The following is a 12442-nucleotide window of genomic DNA, read 5'->3' on the forward strand; positions in this document are numbered from 1 at the left end:
TATTAGCAGATTCGGTTTTCCATGCGGAGTCCGAATAGCCCGGGGATGTCAGCAGTCGGTTGATATCGGGGAAAAGTGTTCCTTGACTGTTCTTGCCCGATGTCGCGCCGGCACCAATGATTCCCGGGTTTTGGATGGGGGAAGGACATGGAAGAGTTCTTGGGGTTGAAGACGCAGGGCATGGACGATGTCCTGACCCTTTTGACGACTTCAGCGGCGGCGATCATTGGCGCTCGCCATCATCCGCCCGCTCCTTCGCTGGGAATGTCTGCTTTCGGGGAGCAGCAAAGACGCCCTGAATGAACCGCATGGGGGCGCCAAGCTGCCGCCCGCTAGCCACAGGTCCGCTCGACGCGTGCTGGCGAGCGGCTCGTAACTATGCCAGGACTAGAAGTCGTTAGGTTTGACCAACTCCAAATGACTTACCCCTAATGCTTGGGCAAGCTCGTAAAGAGTAATTACGGTGGGGTTCCGCCGACCGCGTTCGAGGCTGCTTAGGTACTGCTGACTGAATCCAGAGCGTGCTTCCACATCCTCCTGCGTCAGGCCTTTCTCTCGCCGTATCCGCGCGAAGTTTGTTCCAACCAGCTGACGCATGTCCATGCGTCGGACAATCGAGGTTTACACACTTTAAGTTTATCAACTATAATATGTATTCACTGAGCCCGAAACTCGCCTGGAGCCCAAACCGTGTCGACGACAAATCCGAATGTCTTTGCTGCAAGCCGGAACGAGGTGGAGCCGCAACTGGCTGGCGTGCATGACCCCGCGCTGCAGTTAGTGAACGATTGGCAGATGGCTCGATACGTCTCCCTGCTATTATGTCGCGTGCAGCAGCGTTTGGAGAGCCGAATGATGGTCAATACCGGAAATTGGGGATTGACCGCAGATTTACGAAGCCAGGCTGAAAGCCAAGCAGGGTGCACTGTCAGTGATTCAGGGGCGTATGCGGTTGCGCGAGAGGCCGAGGTCTTAGCGATGACCAAAACTCTAAAGCTTCAAGATATCATCCCCGAGGTGGCGGCTTCGACGCTCACGGGAGTCATAGCCAAGTTGGAGATGATCGTCGGTGCAGATCGAGATATCGGGGACCCTACTGACTTCCCGTGGCCGCATATTGCTTCCGTGCTACGCGACCTCAAAGACGTTGCGGGCGAATTGCCTCCTTATCGGCCAGACCGGGCCTCGACACGCGCGGATGCAGCGCGCTATTGGCAGGATGCTTGTAAGCTTGTCAGGGCGCTTGCGGACGAGGATGCTCTGCTGGCAACCACTTTATAAATCTCGCTACACTGGCCAAGGCTTGCCGGGTGGCAAGTTCCCTGACGTGGGCATGTTGAAACTGGCCGTTGTCCAAAAGCATCGTCACGGCCATAAACGTAGCTATTGCCGCAATCGGTAGTTTGTTTGACGGGAAACGGGCGCCTGACTGGACAGCGTCTGGCCTATAGCTAATCCGAATATCCTGCCGACTGCTTCCGTGGTGCTTCCGCGACGGTTTTCCCGACCGCTTTCCATCGAGAAATGGTCTTGCTAACTACATGTTTTTGCAGTATAAAAGTGGCGCACCCGACAGGATTCGAACCTGTGACCTCTGCCTTCGGAGGGCAGCGCTCTATCCAGCTGAGCTACGGGTGCTTTCCGGGTAACCGGAAAACGAACCAGCCGGTGAGCCGGCCAGCCACGGCTTCTTAGCGGAAGCCGCAGCACGCTTCAACGGGCAATTGGCGAATGTGCGGCGGCTGTGATTGTCCGACTGAGATTGTCGGATAGGGCGCTCCCCTTTCCGTCTCGGCTTCGCCGAGCTACCTCTCCCCACTTCGTGGGGCTAGGAACTGCCCTCACCCCTCCGCCGGCGCCTTCGCCGCCTTGCGGCTCACGGCACGCCTTGCCGTATGCTTCTGCTTTTTCGCGCTTGCCAGCTCATGCATGGCGTCGAGCTGCATCTGCTGCATTTCGGCCAGGCGCTGCCATTGGCGCGAGATCAGGTAGTCGAGCTTTTCGTGCAGGTGCCGCACTTCCAGCTCGGCCTTCAGGTTCACCCGGTAGTCGTTGAAGGAGCGCAGCCGGTCTTTGGCTTCCTGGCGCTTCTGGCTCATCATGATCACCGGCGCCTGGATGGCGGCGATACAGGACAGCAGCAGATTGAGCAGGATGAACGGGTAGGGGTCGAAGGCGTTGGTCGTGCCGGCGACGAGGTTGATGCCGATCCAGGTCAGCAGCACCGCCCCGAAGGAGATCAGGAACCACCAGCTGCCGCCGAACTCGGCCATGGTGTCGGAAACGCGGTCGGGGAAGGAGCGGTGCTCCTCATATTCCTCTTCCGAGTTTTCCGAGATCGTGTCCTGCTTGGCGATCGATTCCACGACCTGGCGGTCGAGCTCGGAGAATTCGCCATGCTCCTGCTGCAGCAATTCCTCCATGTAGCGCATGCGGTAGCGGCCGAGCTCCTCGCGGCTGATGCGGGCGCCGCGCGGCAGGTCGGGATGGTCGGAGCGGATGCGGTCGGCGAGGCTGGGCCTCAGATCGTCGATGCGCACCAGGTCGCGCTTGCGGAATTTGCGCCCCGATATCGCCGAGGGTTTCTTCTTGGGCTTGATCCGGGCGGCGCCCGGAACATGCGGTTCGGCGTGCGGCTCCGAATCCGGCACTTCCGGCGCTTCGAGGATTTCGTCGGCGGCTGCCTGCGCATCCTCCGGCACGGTCTCCGCCTCGAGATACTCGCCTGCGATGTCGTGCTCGTCGTCGGCCTGGACTTGCGCGGATGCCTTCGGGTCGCCTGCCATGGTCGGGTGCTCCTGTTCGAGGCTTTGCGCTACGATACGCCAAGCCGGCGCGGCATATCCATGGTCTGTGTGAAGAGTGTGTGACGGAACAAGTTCTTGTGATTGGGGCGGGGCGTCGTGTTCTTCGCCGACCTTCGCCTCGCGGTCACATGAGGGCCGGCGATTTCTCGCCCGCCCGCTGGCGCAATGATCCGTGCCGGCTGGCCTTGATGCATATCAAACTGCCCCCTGTGGTTGGCCTGCTAGGCCAATTATATCGGGACCAGGCCTGATCGCTCGCAGTGCTTGACCAGGCTCCCGCCACCCAGGGGCGTGCGCCCCGCAAAATGAGGGATCGCCACCATGTACAGGAAAATCCTGATCGCCACCGATGGGTCGGAGCTTGCCCAGAAGGGCGTGGACCAAGGCCTGGAGCTGGCCAAGGGCCTCGGCGCCACGGTCACCTTCGTCACGGTCTCCGAGCCGTTCCCGGCGCTGGCCTGGGGCGGCGCCATGGCCGGCTACATCGCCGCCGACGAGCTGGTCAATTACGAGGAAAGCGCGCGCAAATACGCCCGCGAGCTGCTCGACAAATGCAAGGCCGAGGCCGATGCCAAGGGCGTCGGCTCGAAGGGCATCCATGTCGAGAACCGGACGCCAGCCGAGGCGATCCTCGACATCGCCGGCAACGAGGCCTGCGACCTGATCGTCATGTCCTCGCATGGCCGGCGGGGCATCGGCCGCCTCGTTCTGGGCAGCCAGACGGCGGAAGTCGTGTCGCTGACGCAGATCCCGGTGCTGGTGGTTCGGTAGGGCTAACGCAAGGCGGCCCCGCTCAATTCGTGATTCCAGGGTCTGCGCGCGTCGCTTCGCTCCTTGCTCCGCCCTGGAATGACGAAAGAACGGCGGCAGGCGCTCCTCGTAATCCGCCGCCCTACTGCGCCGGCGGCAGCAGTGGCGAACCGGACGAAGCTAGATCCGGCGACGGAAAATCGGACGCCGGCTGGCCGGGCTGCGCCGACGCAGGCGTCGCCTGATCCGGCGGCGGCGGCAATCCCGGCAAGGCCGAGTCCGCCTGCGGCAGGCCGGGAAGCGGCGTGGCCGAGGGCTGCTGTCCGGAATACATCAGCCTGGGCTGGGTCGCGGCGGCGGTCGTCGGCCCGAGGCTGCGCTGGATCAGCGCCTCGGCATGGTCGTTGCGCTGGCGCGCCGAGTCGGCGCCCATCACCACCACTATCAGATGCCGCCCGTCGGCATTGTAGGAGGTGACGATGTTGTAGCCGGAAGCACGGATGTAGCCGGTCTTGATGCCGTCGACGCCGCGCACGCGCCCCAGCATGTCGTTGTGGCCGCGCACCAGCTTGCCCCGGAACATGAAGTCGCTTTCCGAGAAATAGTGGAAATGCTGCGGGAAGCGCTTCTCCAGCGCCATGCCCAGCACCGCCATGTCGCGCGCGGTGGTCACCTGGCCGTCGTCGGGCAGGCCGCAGGCATTGCGGAAATTGGTGCCGGTCATGCCCAGCGAGCGCGCCTTGGCCGTCATCATGGCGGCGAACTGGTCCTCCGAGCCGCCGCCCAGATATTCGCCCACCGCCACGGCCACGTCGTTTGCCGACTTCACCACCATGGCGCGGATGGCGGAATCGACGTCGATCGTCTCGCCGCGCCGGAAGCGCAGTTTCGTCGGCGGCTGCGAGGCGGCGTGATCGGAAACCGGGATCCGCGTCTCCTTGGTGACGCGGCCGCTCTCCAGCGCCTCGAACAGCATGTAGAGCGTCATCATCTTGGTGAGCGACGCCGGATAGCGCTGCGACCTCGAATTGACCTCGAACAAGGTCTTGCCGGTCGAGGCATCGACCACGATCGCGGCATATTTCTGCGGCTGCGCCGGCACGGCCAGCACGCTCTCCGGCGGCGCGGCCGTGGTGCAGCCGCCCACCAGCGCGAGCAACGCCAACGCGACGATCAGTTTCTGCAGGAAAGGGAAGATACGGGGCAAGACGTTCAAAAAGCTGTTGCTGAGACGCGGCGAAGCTAGCGTAACCCATCGGTCGCGTCCAATCGGTTAAGGGCGCCAACATGGCATTTGCCCAGGTTTTAAGCCGCAACGTCTGCCCCGCCGCAAGGGTGAGGGTGGGGCGCTGATGCAAATTGCCTGCCGCGGCGCTTGCATCCGCGACGCCGGACAGGCTTTGCTGGCGCGCTGTGAAAGATTCGCGGGAGGCTGGCTTGGACATCGTCACGATCGGCGCAAAGGGCATCTCCGTCTCGCTCGATCTCGCCGTCGGCCATATCGCCGCCATGGAGGTCGAGGCCGAAGGCCGCGTCCTGAAGCCGCTGCATCGCGCGCCATGGGTCGGCTCGCCGCGCGAGACATTGCCCGCGAACCTCCCCGAAGGCACGGTGCGCCTGTCCGGAGATTTTCTCTGCGCTCCTTTCTCCGCCAGCGATGTCGAGCCGGCCCCCCTGCATGGCTGGCCGGCCAACAGCGAATGGGACGCCGTCGAGAACGGTGCAATTCCCGGCGGCTGGCGCGCCGTCTTCCGGCTGCGCCGCAAGGTGATGGGCGCCGCCGTCGACAAGATATTCACGCTCCGCGACGGCCATCCTTTCCTCTACCAGGAACACATCTTTTCAGGTGGCTCCGGCGCGATCTCCGTCGCCCACCATCCGATGACCGTGATGCGCGACGGCGGCCGGCTGGCTTTCTCGCCGAAACGCCTGGCGGTGACGCTCGCCACACCGCTCGAGCCCGATCCGGCGCGCGGCCGCTTCATGCTGGCCTATCCGGCCCGCTCCACCGAGCTCGCGCGGTTCCCGCTCGCCGCTGGCGGCACCATCGACCTCGCCGATTATCGCATGGAGGACAGGCGCGAGGATTTCATCACCCTGGTCGAGGCCGATCACGGCGGCCCGGGCTGGACGGCGGTAGCCCGCCACGCCGAGCAGGACCTTGTGCTGGTGCTCAAGAACCCGGACGAACTCCCCGTGACCATGCTGTGGTTCTCGAATGGAGGCCGGGATTACGCGCCCTGGAGCGGCCGCCATCTCGGCGTGCTTGGCGTCGAGGACGGCCGGACGGCCGTCGGTCACGCCGCCTCGCTCGGCGACAACTGGCTGAAGCATGAAGGCGTGGCGACGGCCTTCGCGCTGGCCGAAGGGCGATCTGTCTCGTTCCGCCATGTCATAGGTGGCGTGCCATTTGCCGTGGCCGAGCCGCCGGCCGGCCTGGAACAAGCGACCGATCGATTGCGCATCCTTGGCCCGAGCGGGGCGGTGAAGGAGGTGCCTTTCGACGGCGGGTTCCTGCGCATCGGGCGCTCTGTTCCGGCGTAAGGCTCAGAGGCGGAGCCGTTTAAAGAATTCGCCATTCCAGGCCGGGGCAAGGAGCGGAGCGACGCGCGTTCGCCTCGCATGACGATGGGACAAGGCGTTCCGGCCAATCTCGGGGCGACTGCCAAGCAATCGGATCAAACCTCTGCGTCCGGAAACGAGGTTTGAAATTTCCATCCACACCCGCCAAGATGCGGTCCGAACCGCAGCCGGAAAGCCGCCTATGTCCGAGATCGCCCATATCACCGCTGCCATCTTCAAGCGCGCCGGCAAGGCCAGGCGCTTCATCGTCGCCATCGCCGGCCCGCCGGGTTCCGGCAAGTCGACGCTGTCGGCGACCCTGCATGAGCTTTTGCCGGAAGGCACATCCGAGGTCGTGCCCATGGATGGCTTCCATTATGACGACATCATTCTGAACCGCCGCGGCCTGGGTCCGCGCAAGGGCGCGCCGGAGACCTTCGATTTCGCCGGCTTCGAGACCCTTTTGAAGCGCATCCGCTCCGGCGAGCCCGATATCGCCATTCCGGTTTTCGATCGCAGCATCGAACTGTCGCGCGCCGCGGCCGAGATCGTTTCCGCCAACACCAAATTCATCCTGGTCGAGGGCAACTACCTGCTGCTCGACGAGGAGCCCTGGTCGCGGCTGGCGCCTTTGTTCGATTTCACCATCTTCGTAGACGTGCCGCGAGACGAACTCGAGCGCCGGCTCATGGAGCGCTGGCGGGAGCACGGCAAGTCGGATGAGGACGCCCGCGCCTGGATCGCCTCCAATGACATGCCGAACATCGAGCGGGTGCTGGCGCGCCGGCGGCCGGCCGACATGGTCATTGGCCTATGACCTTGGTTAACCTGTTCAATTTTCAATATTTTTGGGCGGGAACTTTAAGGTTTTCAGGCCGTTATTAAGCTACCCCGAATTATCCGGCGCCGGAGCAATTCCAGGAAGCGCGCAGCCGCTTCCGTGCGGAATTGTGAAAAGAACAAAGCAGGAGCCGTCAGATGGCAACCAACAGCAGAAAATCCCCACCCAAGAAGAGCAAGTCCAGCCAGCCCAGAGCGACGCAGGCCAAGGCCGGCGCAGGCCCGGCGGTAGCGGAGCGTTCGAAAGACGCCAAGCCAGCCTTCGGCAAGGCGGCGCCGAAAAAGGTGACGGCTGCCGCGACGCACAAGGTCGCGGCCAAGAGCGCGAAGCATTCCAGGACGCCCACGGGGCCGGCGGCAAAGGAGCCAGGTCCGATCCGCACTGCCGCAACCGTCGCCACCGGAGCGGTCGTCGCTACCGCGCGTCTCGCGGCTTCCGTGTTCGGCCGGGGAGGTGCCAAGGCCAAGGCGAAATAGCAAAGGCGAAATGGCGGTCGGCGCGACGCAATCACGCGCGGAAAGCCGCGGCGAAGCTGCCGGGCCCGACGCATGGACTTCCTGGAACTGCGTTCGAGCCTGTCAGCCCTTAGCCGGGATGGCGAGGCCTCGCTTCACCGCCGGCCGCGCCAGGCCGCGCTCCAGCCAATCGGCGACGGTGGGGAAATCGTCGAAGCCGACCAGGTCGCGGGCGTCATAGAAGCCGATCAGGTTCCGCACCCAGCCCAGCATCGAAACGTCCGCAATGGTGAAATCGTCGTCCATGATCCACTTGCGGCCCTTCAGCCGTGTTTCGAGCACGCCGATCAGCCGCCGCGATTCGTCGCGGTAACGCTCCAGCGGCCGCTTGTCGGCAATCTCGCGCCCGGCGAATTTGTGGAAGAAGCCGACTTGCCCGAAGATCGGGCCGATCGCCGCCATCTGGAAGAACACCCACTGGATGGTCTCGTAGCGCCGGGCCGCATCGGCGGGAATGAGCTTGCCGGTCTTGTCGGCGAGATAGAGCAGGATGGCGCCGGATTCGAACAGGCCGATCGGCTTGCCGCCCGGACCGTCGGGGTCGATGATCACTGGGATCTTGCCGTTCGGATTGAGCGACAGGAATTCCGGCGTCCAGCTCTCGTTCTTGCCGATATCGATATAGTGCGGCTCATAGGGCAGGCCGATCTCCTCCAGGGCGATCGAGACCTTCACGCCATTGGGCGTCGTGGCGGAATAGAGCTGCAGGCGGTCCGGGTGCTCGGCCGGCCAGCGCTTGGCAATCGGAAAGGCGGACAGGTCGGTCATCGCAAGCTCCGGAAGGGGATTGGCGCCGGGCGGCGCTCATGGCGGGTGAGCTAAGAGTTAGGGCCCCTGCCGGACGGGATCAATACATCCGAAGCCGGCTTTCCAAGCACACAAGAAGGGTCGGCAGGCCGCGATCAGACGGCCTTGAAGGCCAGCACCGCATTGGTCCCGCCGAAGGCGAAGCCATTGGAGAGCGCCGCACGGATCTTGCGTTCGCGCGCCACGTTGGGGGTCACGTCGAGATCGCAGTCGGGATCCGGCTCGCGATAATTGGCGGTCGGTGGCACGATGCCCTCGCGGATCGCCATCACGCAGGCGATCATCTCCAGGCCGCCGGAAGCGCCCAGGCAATGCGCGTGCATCGACTTTGTCGAGGACACCGACAGCGAAGAGGCATGCTCGCCGAAGACGCGCTTGATCGCCGCGGTCTCGATCTGGTCATTGGCCTTGGTGCCGGTGCCGTGCGCGTTGAGATAGTCGACGTCTTCCGGATTGAGCCCGGCATCCGCCAGGCAGAAACGCATCGCCGCTTCCGGTCCCTCGACGGTCGGTGCGACGATGTCGGAGGCATCGGCCGAAAGCCCGGCGCCGGCGATCTCGGCCAGGATGGTGGCACCGCGCGCCATCGCATGATCGTAGCTTTCCAGCACCGCCATGCCTGCGCCCTCGCCAAGCACCAGGCCGGCTCGGTCGGCCGAGAACGGCCGGCAGGTGTCGGGCGAAAGCACCCTGAGCGCCTCCCAGCCCTTGAGCACTCCCCACACCAGCGGCGCTTCGGTGCCGCCGGCAACCATCACGTCGGCGCGGCCGAGCCTGATCTGGTCGACGGCCGAGGAAATCGCGTGGTTTGCCGACGAACAGGCCGAGGTGGCGCCGAAGACCGGGCCGCGCAGGCCGAGCGCCATGCTGACCTGGCCGGCGGCCGCGCCCGGCATCACCTTCGGCACCGTGAAGATGGCGGCGCGGTTGCGACCCTCGAGCAGGATGGCCCGGTAATTCTCCTCGATTGTCTCGAAGCCCGCCACGCCGATGCCGATGACCGCGCCCATCCTGTAGGTGTTGTCGGCATGCGCCGTCAATCCGGACTGCCGCATGGCTTCGCGCGCCGCGATCACCGCCAGCAGGCTGAAGCGGTCCATCGACACGACCTGCTTGCGGTCGATGCCGTGATCGGGCAAGTCCTTGATTTCGCAGCCGACCTTGACCTTGAGATCATGCAGCGACGGATTGTCGATCGGGCCGATGGCCGAGCGGCCGGCGCGCATCGCGTCCCACATCGTCGGCACATCATTGCCGAGCCCGCAAATCCCGCCGATGCCGGTGATGACGACGCGTTTTTTCATGCGGTTCAGGCTTTTTTCGCGATCAGCTCGCGAACCGCCTCGACCATGTCACCGACGGTCTTGAGGTTGCTCCAGGCGTCGACCGTGTTCATTTCGATCTCGATGCCGTATTTCTCCTCGAGATCGAAGATGATCTCCGTCAGCTCCAGCGAATGGATGCCGAGCGTGTTGAGATCGGTGCTGGTGGTGATTTCCTCGCCGCCCGTATCGGCATGCGCTTTGATCTTTTCGATGATCTCGGTCGTCAGTTGGTCAGCCATTCGGTTCCTTCCCTGTCGTTTCCCGACGCCAACTGATCAGCGCCCCTTTTGATCCCCGGATCCAACAAACGCCGTCGCCCTTACCTCGCCGGGCACCGCGCGACCGCTCCAAGGTGGCTTCCCTCTATAGAAACCAAAACGATGTCAAGCAACAAGCGATATATCGACAAAGCCGCCGGAGTGCTTAACCTTGGTGCCGTGGACATGATCGACGACACCGTGACATCCCGGCCCGTCCTGCCTGCCGCGCAACGCGCTGCCGGCTTGGGCGGGCTTATATGCGCAAAGAGCGGCGGACGCACGCGCTTGCAGCGGCTTTACCAGGACGGATCTGCCAAGATCCGCCTGCCGGCGGTAGAAGGCGATCCGTTCGAGGCCGTGCTTATCAACACGGCCGGCGGGCTGACCGGGGGCGACCGTCTCGGCTGGACGATCGAGGTCGGCGCCGGCGCTTCCGCCTCCGTCACCACCCAGGCCTGCGAGAAGGTCTATCGCGCGGCCGTCGACAGGGCCGAGACCAGCGTCGGCCTGCGGGTCGCCCCGGGCGGCCGCTTGGCCTGGCTGCCGCAGGAAACGATCGTTTTCGACAATGCTGCTTTCGCCCGCACGCTGGATGTCGACCTCGCCGAGGATGCCGAGGCATTGATTCTCGAAGCGACGCTGTTCGGCCGGCTGGCGATGGGCGAGCGGACGGTCAAAGGCGGTTTCCAAGACCGTTGGCGGGTGCGCCAGGGCGGCGAGCTGATCCATGCGGAGGATTTTCGCGTCGGCCCTGACATCGCGGCAACGCTCCGGCGGCCGGCCGCCGCCGGCGGCGCTCTTGCCGTTGCCACATTGCTGCTCGTTTCGCCGCTGGCCGAAAGCCTGCTGGAGCCGGCCCGCGCCGTCATCGGCGAACCCGTCGCCGCGAGCTGGGGCGGCGCCAGTTTCTGGAGCGTCGGCCGATCTGGCAAGCTTCTTGCGAGGCTCTGCGCCGGTGACGGCTGCCAGCTCCGCAAGCGGCTGGTTCCGCTCGTCGAACTGCTCAATGGGCGGGCGGGCCTGCCTAAATTGTGGTCACTCTGATCTGGAATACCGGGACATCGCATGAACCTGACGCCGCGTGAAAAGGACAAGCTGCTCATCGCGATGGCGGCGATGGTGGCGCGCAAGCGGCTGGAGCGTGGCGTCAAGCTCAACCACCCCGAAGCGATCGCCCTGATCACCGACTTCGTCGTCGAAGGCGCGCGCGACGGCCGTCCGGTCGCCGAACTGATGGAGGCGGGCGCCCATGTCGTCACCCGCTCCCAGGTTATGGACGGCATTGCCGAGATTATCCACGACGTCCAGGTCGAGGCGACGTTTCCCGACGGCACCAAGCTGGTGACCGTGCATGAACCGATCAGGTGAGGAGAAGGGCCCATGCTGGACCTCAGGCCGAATTGCGAGTGCTGTGACAAAAATCTGCCGCCCGACGCGACCGATGCGCTGATCTGCACCTTCGAATGCACCTTCTGCGCCGACTGCGTCGACAATGTGCTGGGTGGCGTCTGCCCCAATTGCGGCGGCAATTTCACACCGCGGCCGATTCGGCCGGCGGCCAAGCTCATGAAATATCCGCCATCGACCAAGCGCGTGCTCAAGGCAGAAGGCTGCGGCCCACGCAAAGCCGCTTGAACAGACAACCGGAAGGCAGACCGATGATTTCCGCTTCAACCAAACGCAGCGCGCTCGCCGTCATCCTGTTGCTGGCGGCCGCGATGCCGGCTTACGCCCATGTCGGCGCGGGCTCCACCTCGTCCTTCGCTGCCGGCCTCGCGCATCCGCTGTCCGGGCTCGACCACATGGCGGTCATGGTCGCCGTCGGCCTGTGGGCGGCGCTGAAGGGGGGCAAGGCGATCTGGGCCTGGCCGCTAGCCTTTGTCGGCGTGATGCTGGTGGGCGGGACGCTTGGCATGGTGCATGTGCCGTTGCCCTTCGTCGAGCCGGGCATCCTGGGTTCCGTCGTGGCGCTCGGCCTGCTGGTGGCGCTGGCGATCGATCTGCCGGTCTCGGCCGGTGTCGCCATCATCGGCCTGTTCGCGCTGTTCCATGGTCATGCCCACGGCACCGAGGCGCCGGAAAATTCCGGCGGACTGTACTATATGGCCGGTTTCGCGATGGCCACGGCGCTGCTTCACGGCGCCGGCATTGCGGCCGGCCTCGGGCTTGGCTCGCGCTTCCGCGGCCTGGCGCGCGCCGCCGGCGCCGCGTGTGCCGCGGTCGGCGTCGGCCTCGCCTTTGGCCTGTTGTGAGGGCGCGATGATCCCCGGCGAAGTCATTGCGGCCAAAGGCGAGATCGAGCTCAACAAAGATCGGCCGACCGTCACGCTCAAGGTCGCCAACAGCGGCGACCGACCGATCCAGGTCGGCAGCCACTATCATTTCTTCGAGACCAATGAGGGCCTGAAGTTCGACCGCGAACGCGCGCGCGGCATGCGGCTGGACATTGCCGCCGGCACAGCCATGCGCTTCGAGCCGGGGCAGGAACGCGACGTCACGCTGGTGCCGCTCGGGGGAAACCGCGAGGTCTATGGCTTCCAGAAAAAGGTTATGGGCAAGTTGTGAGGGCCGCCGG

At 64.5% G+C, this 12442-nt stretch carries 17 protein-coding genes and 1 tRNA gene; 11 read left to right on the plus strand and 7 right to left on the minus strand.

What is annotated here, in order from left to right; genetic code table 11:
• Window positions 1-147 precede the first annotated feature (147 nt).
• Complete coding sequence (locus tag ACR64R_RS23610; RefSeq protein WP_487358662.1) at window positions 148-303, plus strand: hypothetical protein; 156 nt, start codon at window positions 148-150, stop codon at window positions 301-303.
• An 84-nt stretch (window positions 304-387) separates the two neighbouring features.
• On the opposite strand, the gene ACR64R_RS23615 is transcribed toward ACR64R_RS23610, so the two are convergent.
• Window positions 388-603, minus strand: coding sequence for a helix-turn-helix domain-containing protein (locus tag ACR64R_RS23615; protein ID WP_487358663.1), 216 nt, complete (start codon window positions 601-603; stop codon window positions 388-390).
• Between the two features lie 87 nt (window positions 604-690).
• Here ACR64R_RS23615 and ACR64R_RS23620 point away from each other — a divergent pair, with 87 nt between their 5' ends.
• On the plus strand, window positions 691-1281 hold the full coding sequence (locus tag ACR64R_RS23620) for a hypothetical protein (RefSeq protein WP_487358664.1): 591 nt from the start codon (window positions 691-693) through the stop codon (window positions 1279-1281).
• A 280-nt stretch (window positions 1282-1561) separates the two neighbouring features.
• Here ACR64R_RS23620 and ACR64R_RS23625 read toward each other — a convergent pair.
• Both ACR64R_RS23625 and ACR64R_RS23630 read right to left on the minus strand, forming a co-directional pair.
• Window positions 1562-1638: transfer RNA gene (locus ACR64R_RS23625), tRNA-Arg, on the minus strand.
• Between the two features lie 203 nt (window positions 1639-1841).
• On the minus strand, window positions 1842-2786 hold the full coding sequence (locus ACR64R_RS23630) for a DUF1003 domain-containing protein (RefSeq protein WP_487358665.1): 945 nt from the start codon (window positions 2784-2786) through the stop codon (window positions 1842-1844).
• 342 nt (window positions 2787-3128) lie between these two features.
• Here ACR64R_RS23630 and ACR64R_RS23635 point away from each other — a divergent pair, with 342 nt between their 5' ends.
• Window positions 3129-3578, plus strand: a complete 450-nt coding sequence (locus ACR64R_RS23635) for a universal stress protein (RefSeq protein ID WP_487358666.1) — start codon at window positions 3129-3131, stop codon at window positions 3576-3578.
• A 121-nt stretch (window positions 3579-3699) separates the two neighbouring features.
• Here the strand turns inward: ACR64R_RS23635 and ACR64R_RS23640 are convergent, their stop codons facing one another.
• Window positions 3700-4764 (minus strand): D-alanyl-D-alanine carboxypeptidase family protein, encoded by a 1065-nt coding sequence (locus ACR64R_RS23640; protein ID WP_487362527.1) that lies wholly within the window; start codon window positions 4762-4764, stop codon window positions 3700-3702.
• A 230-nt stretch (window positions 4765-4994) separates the two neighbouring features.
• Between ACR64R_RS23640 and ACR64R_RS23645 the strand changes: the two genes are divergently transcribed.
• The 3 genes from ACR64R_RS23645 to ACR64R_RS23655 all read left to right on the plus strand — a co-directional run bounded on the left by ACR64R_RS23645 (window position 4995) and on the right by ACR64R_RS23655 (window position 7436).
• Window positions 4995-6101: a hypothetical protein gene (locus tag ACR64R_RS23645; RefSeq protein ID WP_487358667.1), complete on the plus strand. Its 1107-nt coding sequence runs from the start codon at window positions 4995-4997 to the stop codon at window positions 6099-6101.
• Window positions 6102-6321: 220 nt separating this feature from the next.
• On the plus strand, window positions 6322-6936 hold the full coding sequence (locus tag ACR64R_RS23650; RefSeq protein WP_487358668.1) for a nucleoside triphosphate hydrolase: 615 nt from the start codon (window positions 6322-6324) through the stop codon (window positions 6934-6936).
• A gap of 161 nt (window positions 6937-7097) precedes the next feature.
• Window positions 7098-7436, plus strand: coding sequence for a hypothetical protein (locus ACR64R_RS23655; RefSeq protein ID WP_487358669.1), 339 nt, complete (start codon window positions 7098-7100; stop codon window positions 7434-7436).
• A 102-nt stretch (window positions 7437-7538) separates the two neighbouring features.
• Here ACR64R_RS23655 and ACR64R_RS23660 read toward each other — a convergent pair whose 3' ends face one another.
• From ACR64R_RS23660 to ACR64R_RS23670, 3 genes are all read right to left on the minus strand, one after another.
• Window positions 7539-8243 carry a glutathione S-transferase family protein gene (locus ACR64R_RS23660; RefSeq protein ID WP_487358670.1) on the minus strand — a complete coding sequence of 235 codons (705 nt, stop codon included), beginning with the start codon at window positions 8241-8243 and terminating at the stop codon, window positions 7539-7541.
• A gap of 134 nt (window positions 8244-8377) precedes the next feature.
• On the minus strand, window positions 8378-9586 hold the full coding sequence (locus ACR64R_RS23665) for a beta-ketoacyl-[acyl-carrier-protein] synthase family protein (protein WP_487358671.1): 1209 nt from the start codon (window positions 9584-9586) through the stop codon (window positions 8378-8380).
• 5 nt (window positions 9587-9591) lie between these two features.
• A complete protein-coding gene (locus tag ACR64R_RS23670) occupies window positions 9592-9846 on the minus strand; it encodes an acyl carrier protein (RefSeq protein WP_487358672.1) in 255 nt (84 codons plus the stop codon).
• A gap of 204 nt (window positions 9847-10050) precedes the next feature.
• Between ACR64R_RS23670 and ACR64R_RS23675 the strand changes: the two genes are divergently transcribed.
• The 5 genes from ACR64R_RS23675 to ACR64R_RS23695 are packed head-to-tail and all read left to right on the plus strand — an operon-like array spanning window position 10051 to window position 12432.
• A complete protein-coding gene (locus tag ACR64R_RS23675) occupies window positions 10051-10911 on the plus strand; it encodes an urease accessory protein UreD (RefSeq protein ID WP_487362528.1) in 861 nt (286 codons plus the stop codon).
• Window positions 10912-10932: 21 nt separating this feature from the next.
• Window positions 10933-11235, plus strand: coding sequence for an urease subunit gamma (locus ACR64R_RS23680; RefSeq protein ID WP_487358673.1), 303 nt, complete (start codon window positions 10933-10935; stop codon window positions 11233-11235).
• A 12-nt stretch (window positions 11236-11247) separates the two neighbouring features.
• A complete protein-coding gene (locus tag ACR64R_RS23685) occupies window positions 11248-11502 on the plus strand; it encodes a DUF1272 domain-containing protein (RefSeq protein WP_487358674.1) in 255 nt (84 codons plus the stop codon).
• A 23-nt stretch (window positions 11503-11525) separates the two neighbouring features.
• On the plus strand, window positions 11526-12119 hold the full coding sequence (locus ACR64R_RS23690) for a HupE/UreJ family protein (RefSeq protein WP_487358675.1): 594 nt from the start codon (window positions 11526-11528) through the stop codon (window positions 12117-12119).
• Between the two features lie 7 nt (window positions 12120-12126).
• Window positions 12127-12432, plus strand: coding sequence for an urease subunit beta (locus ACR64R_RS23695; protein ID WP_487358676.1), 306 nt, complete (start codon window positions 12127-12129; stop codon window positions 12430-12432).
• Window positions 12433-12442 lie beyond the last annotated feature (10 nt).

The sequence above is a fragment of the Mesorhizobium sp. MC2-1-1 genome (assembly GCF_057597255.1).

What these genes read in the sequence shown, in the direction of transcription:
- ACR64R_RS23630 (WP_487358665.1), bottom strand. Translation starts at nt 2,786, where the DNA reads ATGGCAGGCGACCCGAAGGCATCCGCGCAAGTCCAGGCCGACGACGAG.
- ACR64R_RS23675 (WP_487362528.1), top strand. Translation starts at nt 10,051, where the DNA reads ATGATCGACGACACCGTGACATCCCGGCCCGTCCTGCCTGCCGCGCAA.
- ACR64R_RS23685 (WP_487358674.1), top strand. Translation starts at nt 11,248, where the DNA reads ATGCTGGACCTCAGGCCGAATTGCGAGTGCTGTGACAAAAATCTGCCG.
- ACR64R_RS23690 (WP_487358675.1), top strand. Translation starts at nt 11,526, where the DNA reads ATGATTTCCGCTTCAACCAAACGCAGCGCGCTCGCCGTCATCCTGTTG.
- ACR64R_RS23635 (WP_487358666.1), top strand. Translation starts at nt 3,129, where the DNA reads ATGTACAGGAAAATCCTGATCGCCACCGATGGGTCGGAGCTTGCCCAG.
- ACR64R_RS23695 (WP_487358676.1), top strand. Translation starts at nt 12,127, where the DNA reads ATGATCCCCGGCGAAGTCATTGCGGCCAAAGGCGAGATCGAGCTCAAC.
- ACR64R_RS23615 (WP_487358663.1), bottom strand. Translation starts at nt 603, where the DNA reads ATGGACATGCGTCAGCTGGTTGGAACAAACTTCGCGCGGATACGGCGA.
- ACR64R_RS23610 (WP_487358662.1), top strand. Translation starts at nt 148, where the DNA reads ATGGAAGAGTTCTTGGGGTTGAAGACGCAGGGCATGGACGATGTCCTG.
- ACR64R_RS23660 (WP_487358670.1), bottom strand. Translation starts at nt 8,243, where the DNA reads ATGACCGACCTGTCCGCCTTTCCGATTGCCAAGCGCTGGCCGGCCGAG.
- ACR64R_RS23655 (WP_487358669.1), top strand. Translation starts at nt 7,098, where the DNA reads ATGGCAACCAACAGCAGAAAATCCCCACCCAAGAAGAGCAAGTCCAGC.
- ACR64R_RS23680 (WP_487358673.1), top strand. Translation starts at nt 10,933, where the DNA reads ATGAACCTGACGCCGCGTGAAAAGGACAAGCTGCTCATCGCGATGGCG.
- ACR64R_RS23670 (WP_487358672.1), bottom strand. Translation starts at nt 9,846, where the DNA reads ATGGCTGACCAACTGACGACCGAGATCATCGAAAAGATCAAAGCGCAT.
- ACR64R_RS23650 (WP_487358668.1), top strand. Translation starts at nt 6,322, where the DNA reads ATGTCCGAGATCGCCCATATCACCGCTGCCATCTTCAAGCGCGCCGGC.
- ACR64R_RS23665 (WP_487358671.1), bottom strand. Translation starts at nt 9,586, where the DNA reads ATGAAAAAACGCGTCGTCATCACCGGCATCGGCGGGATTTGCGGGCTC.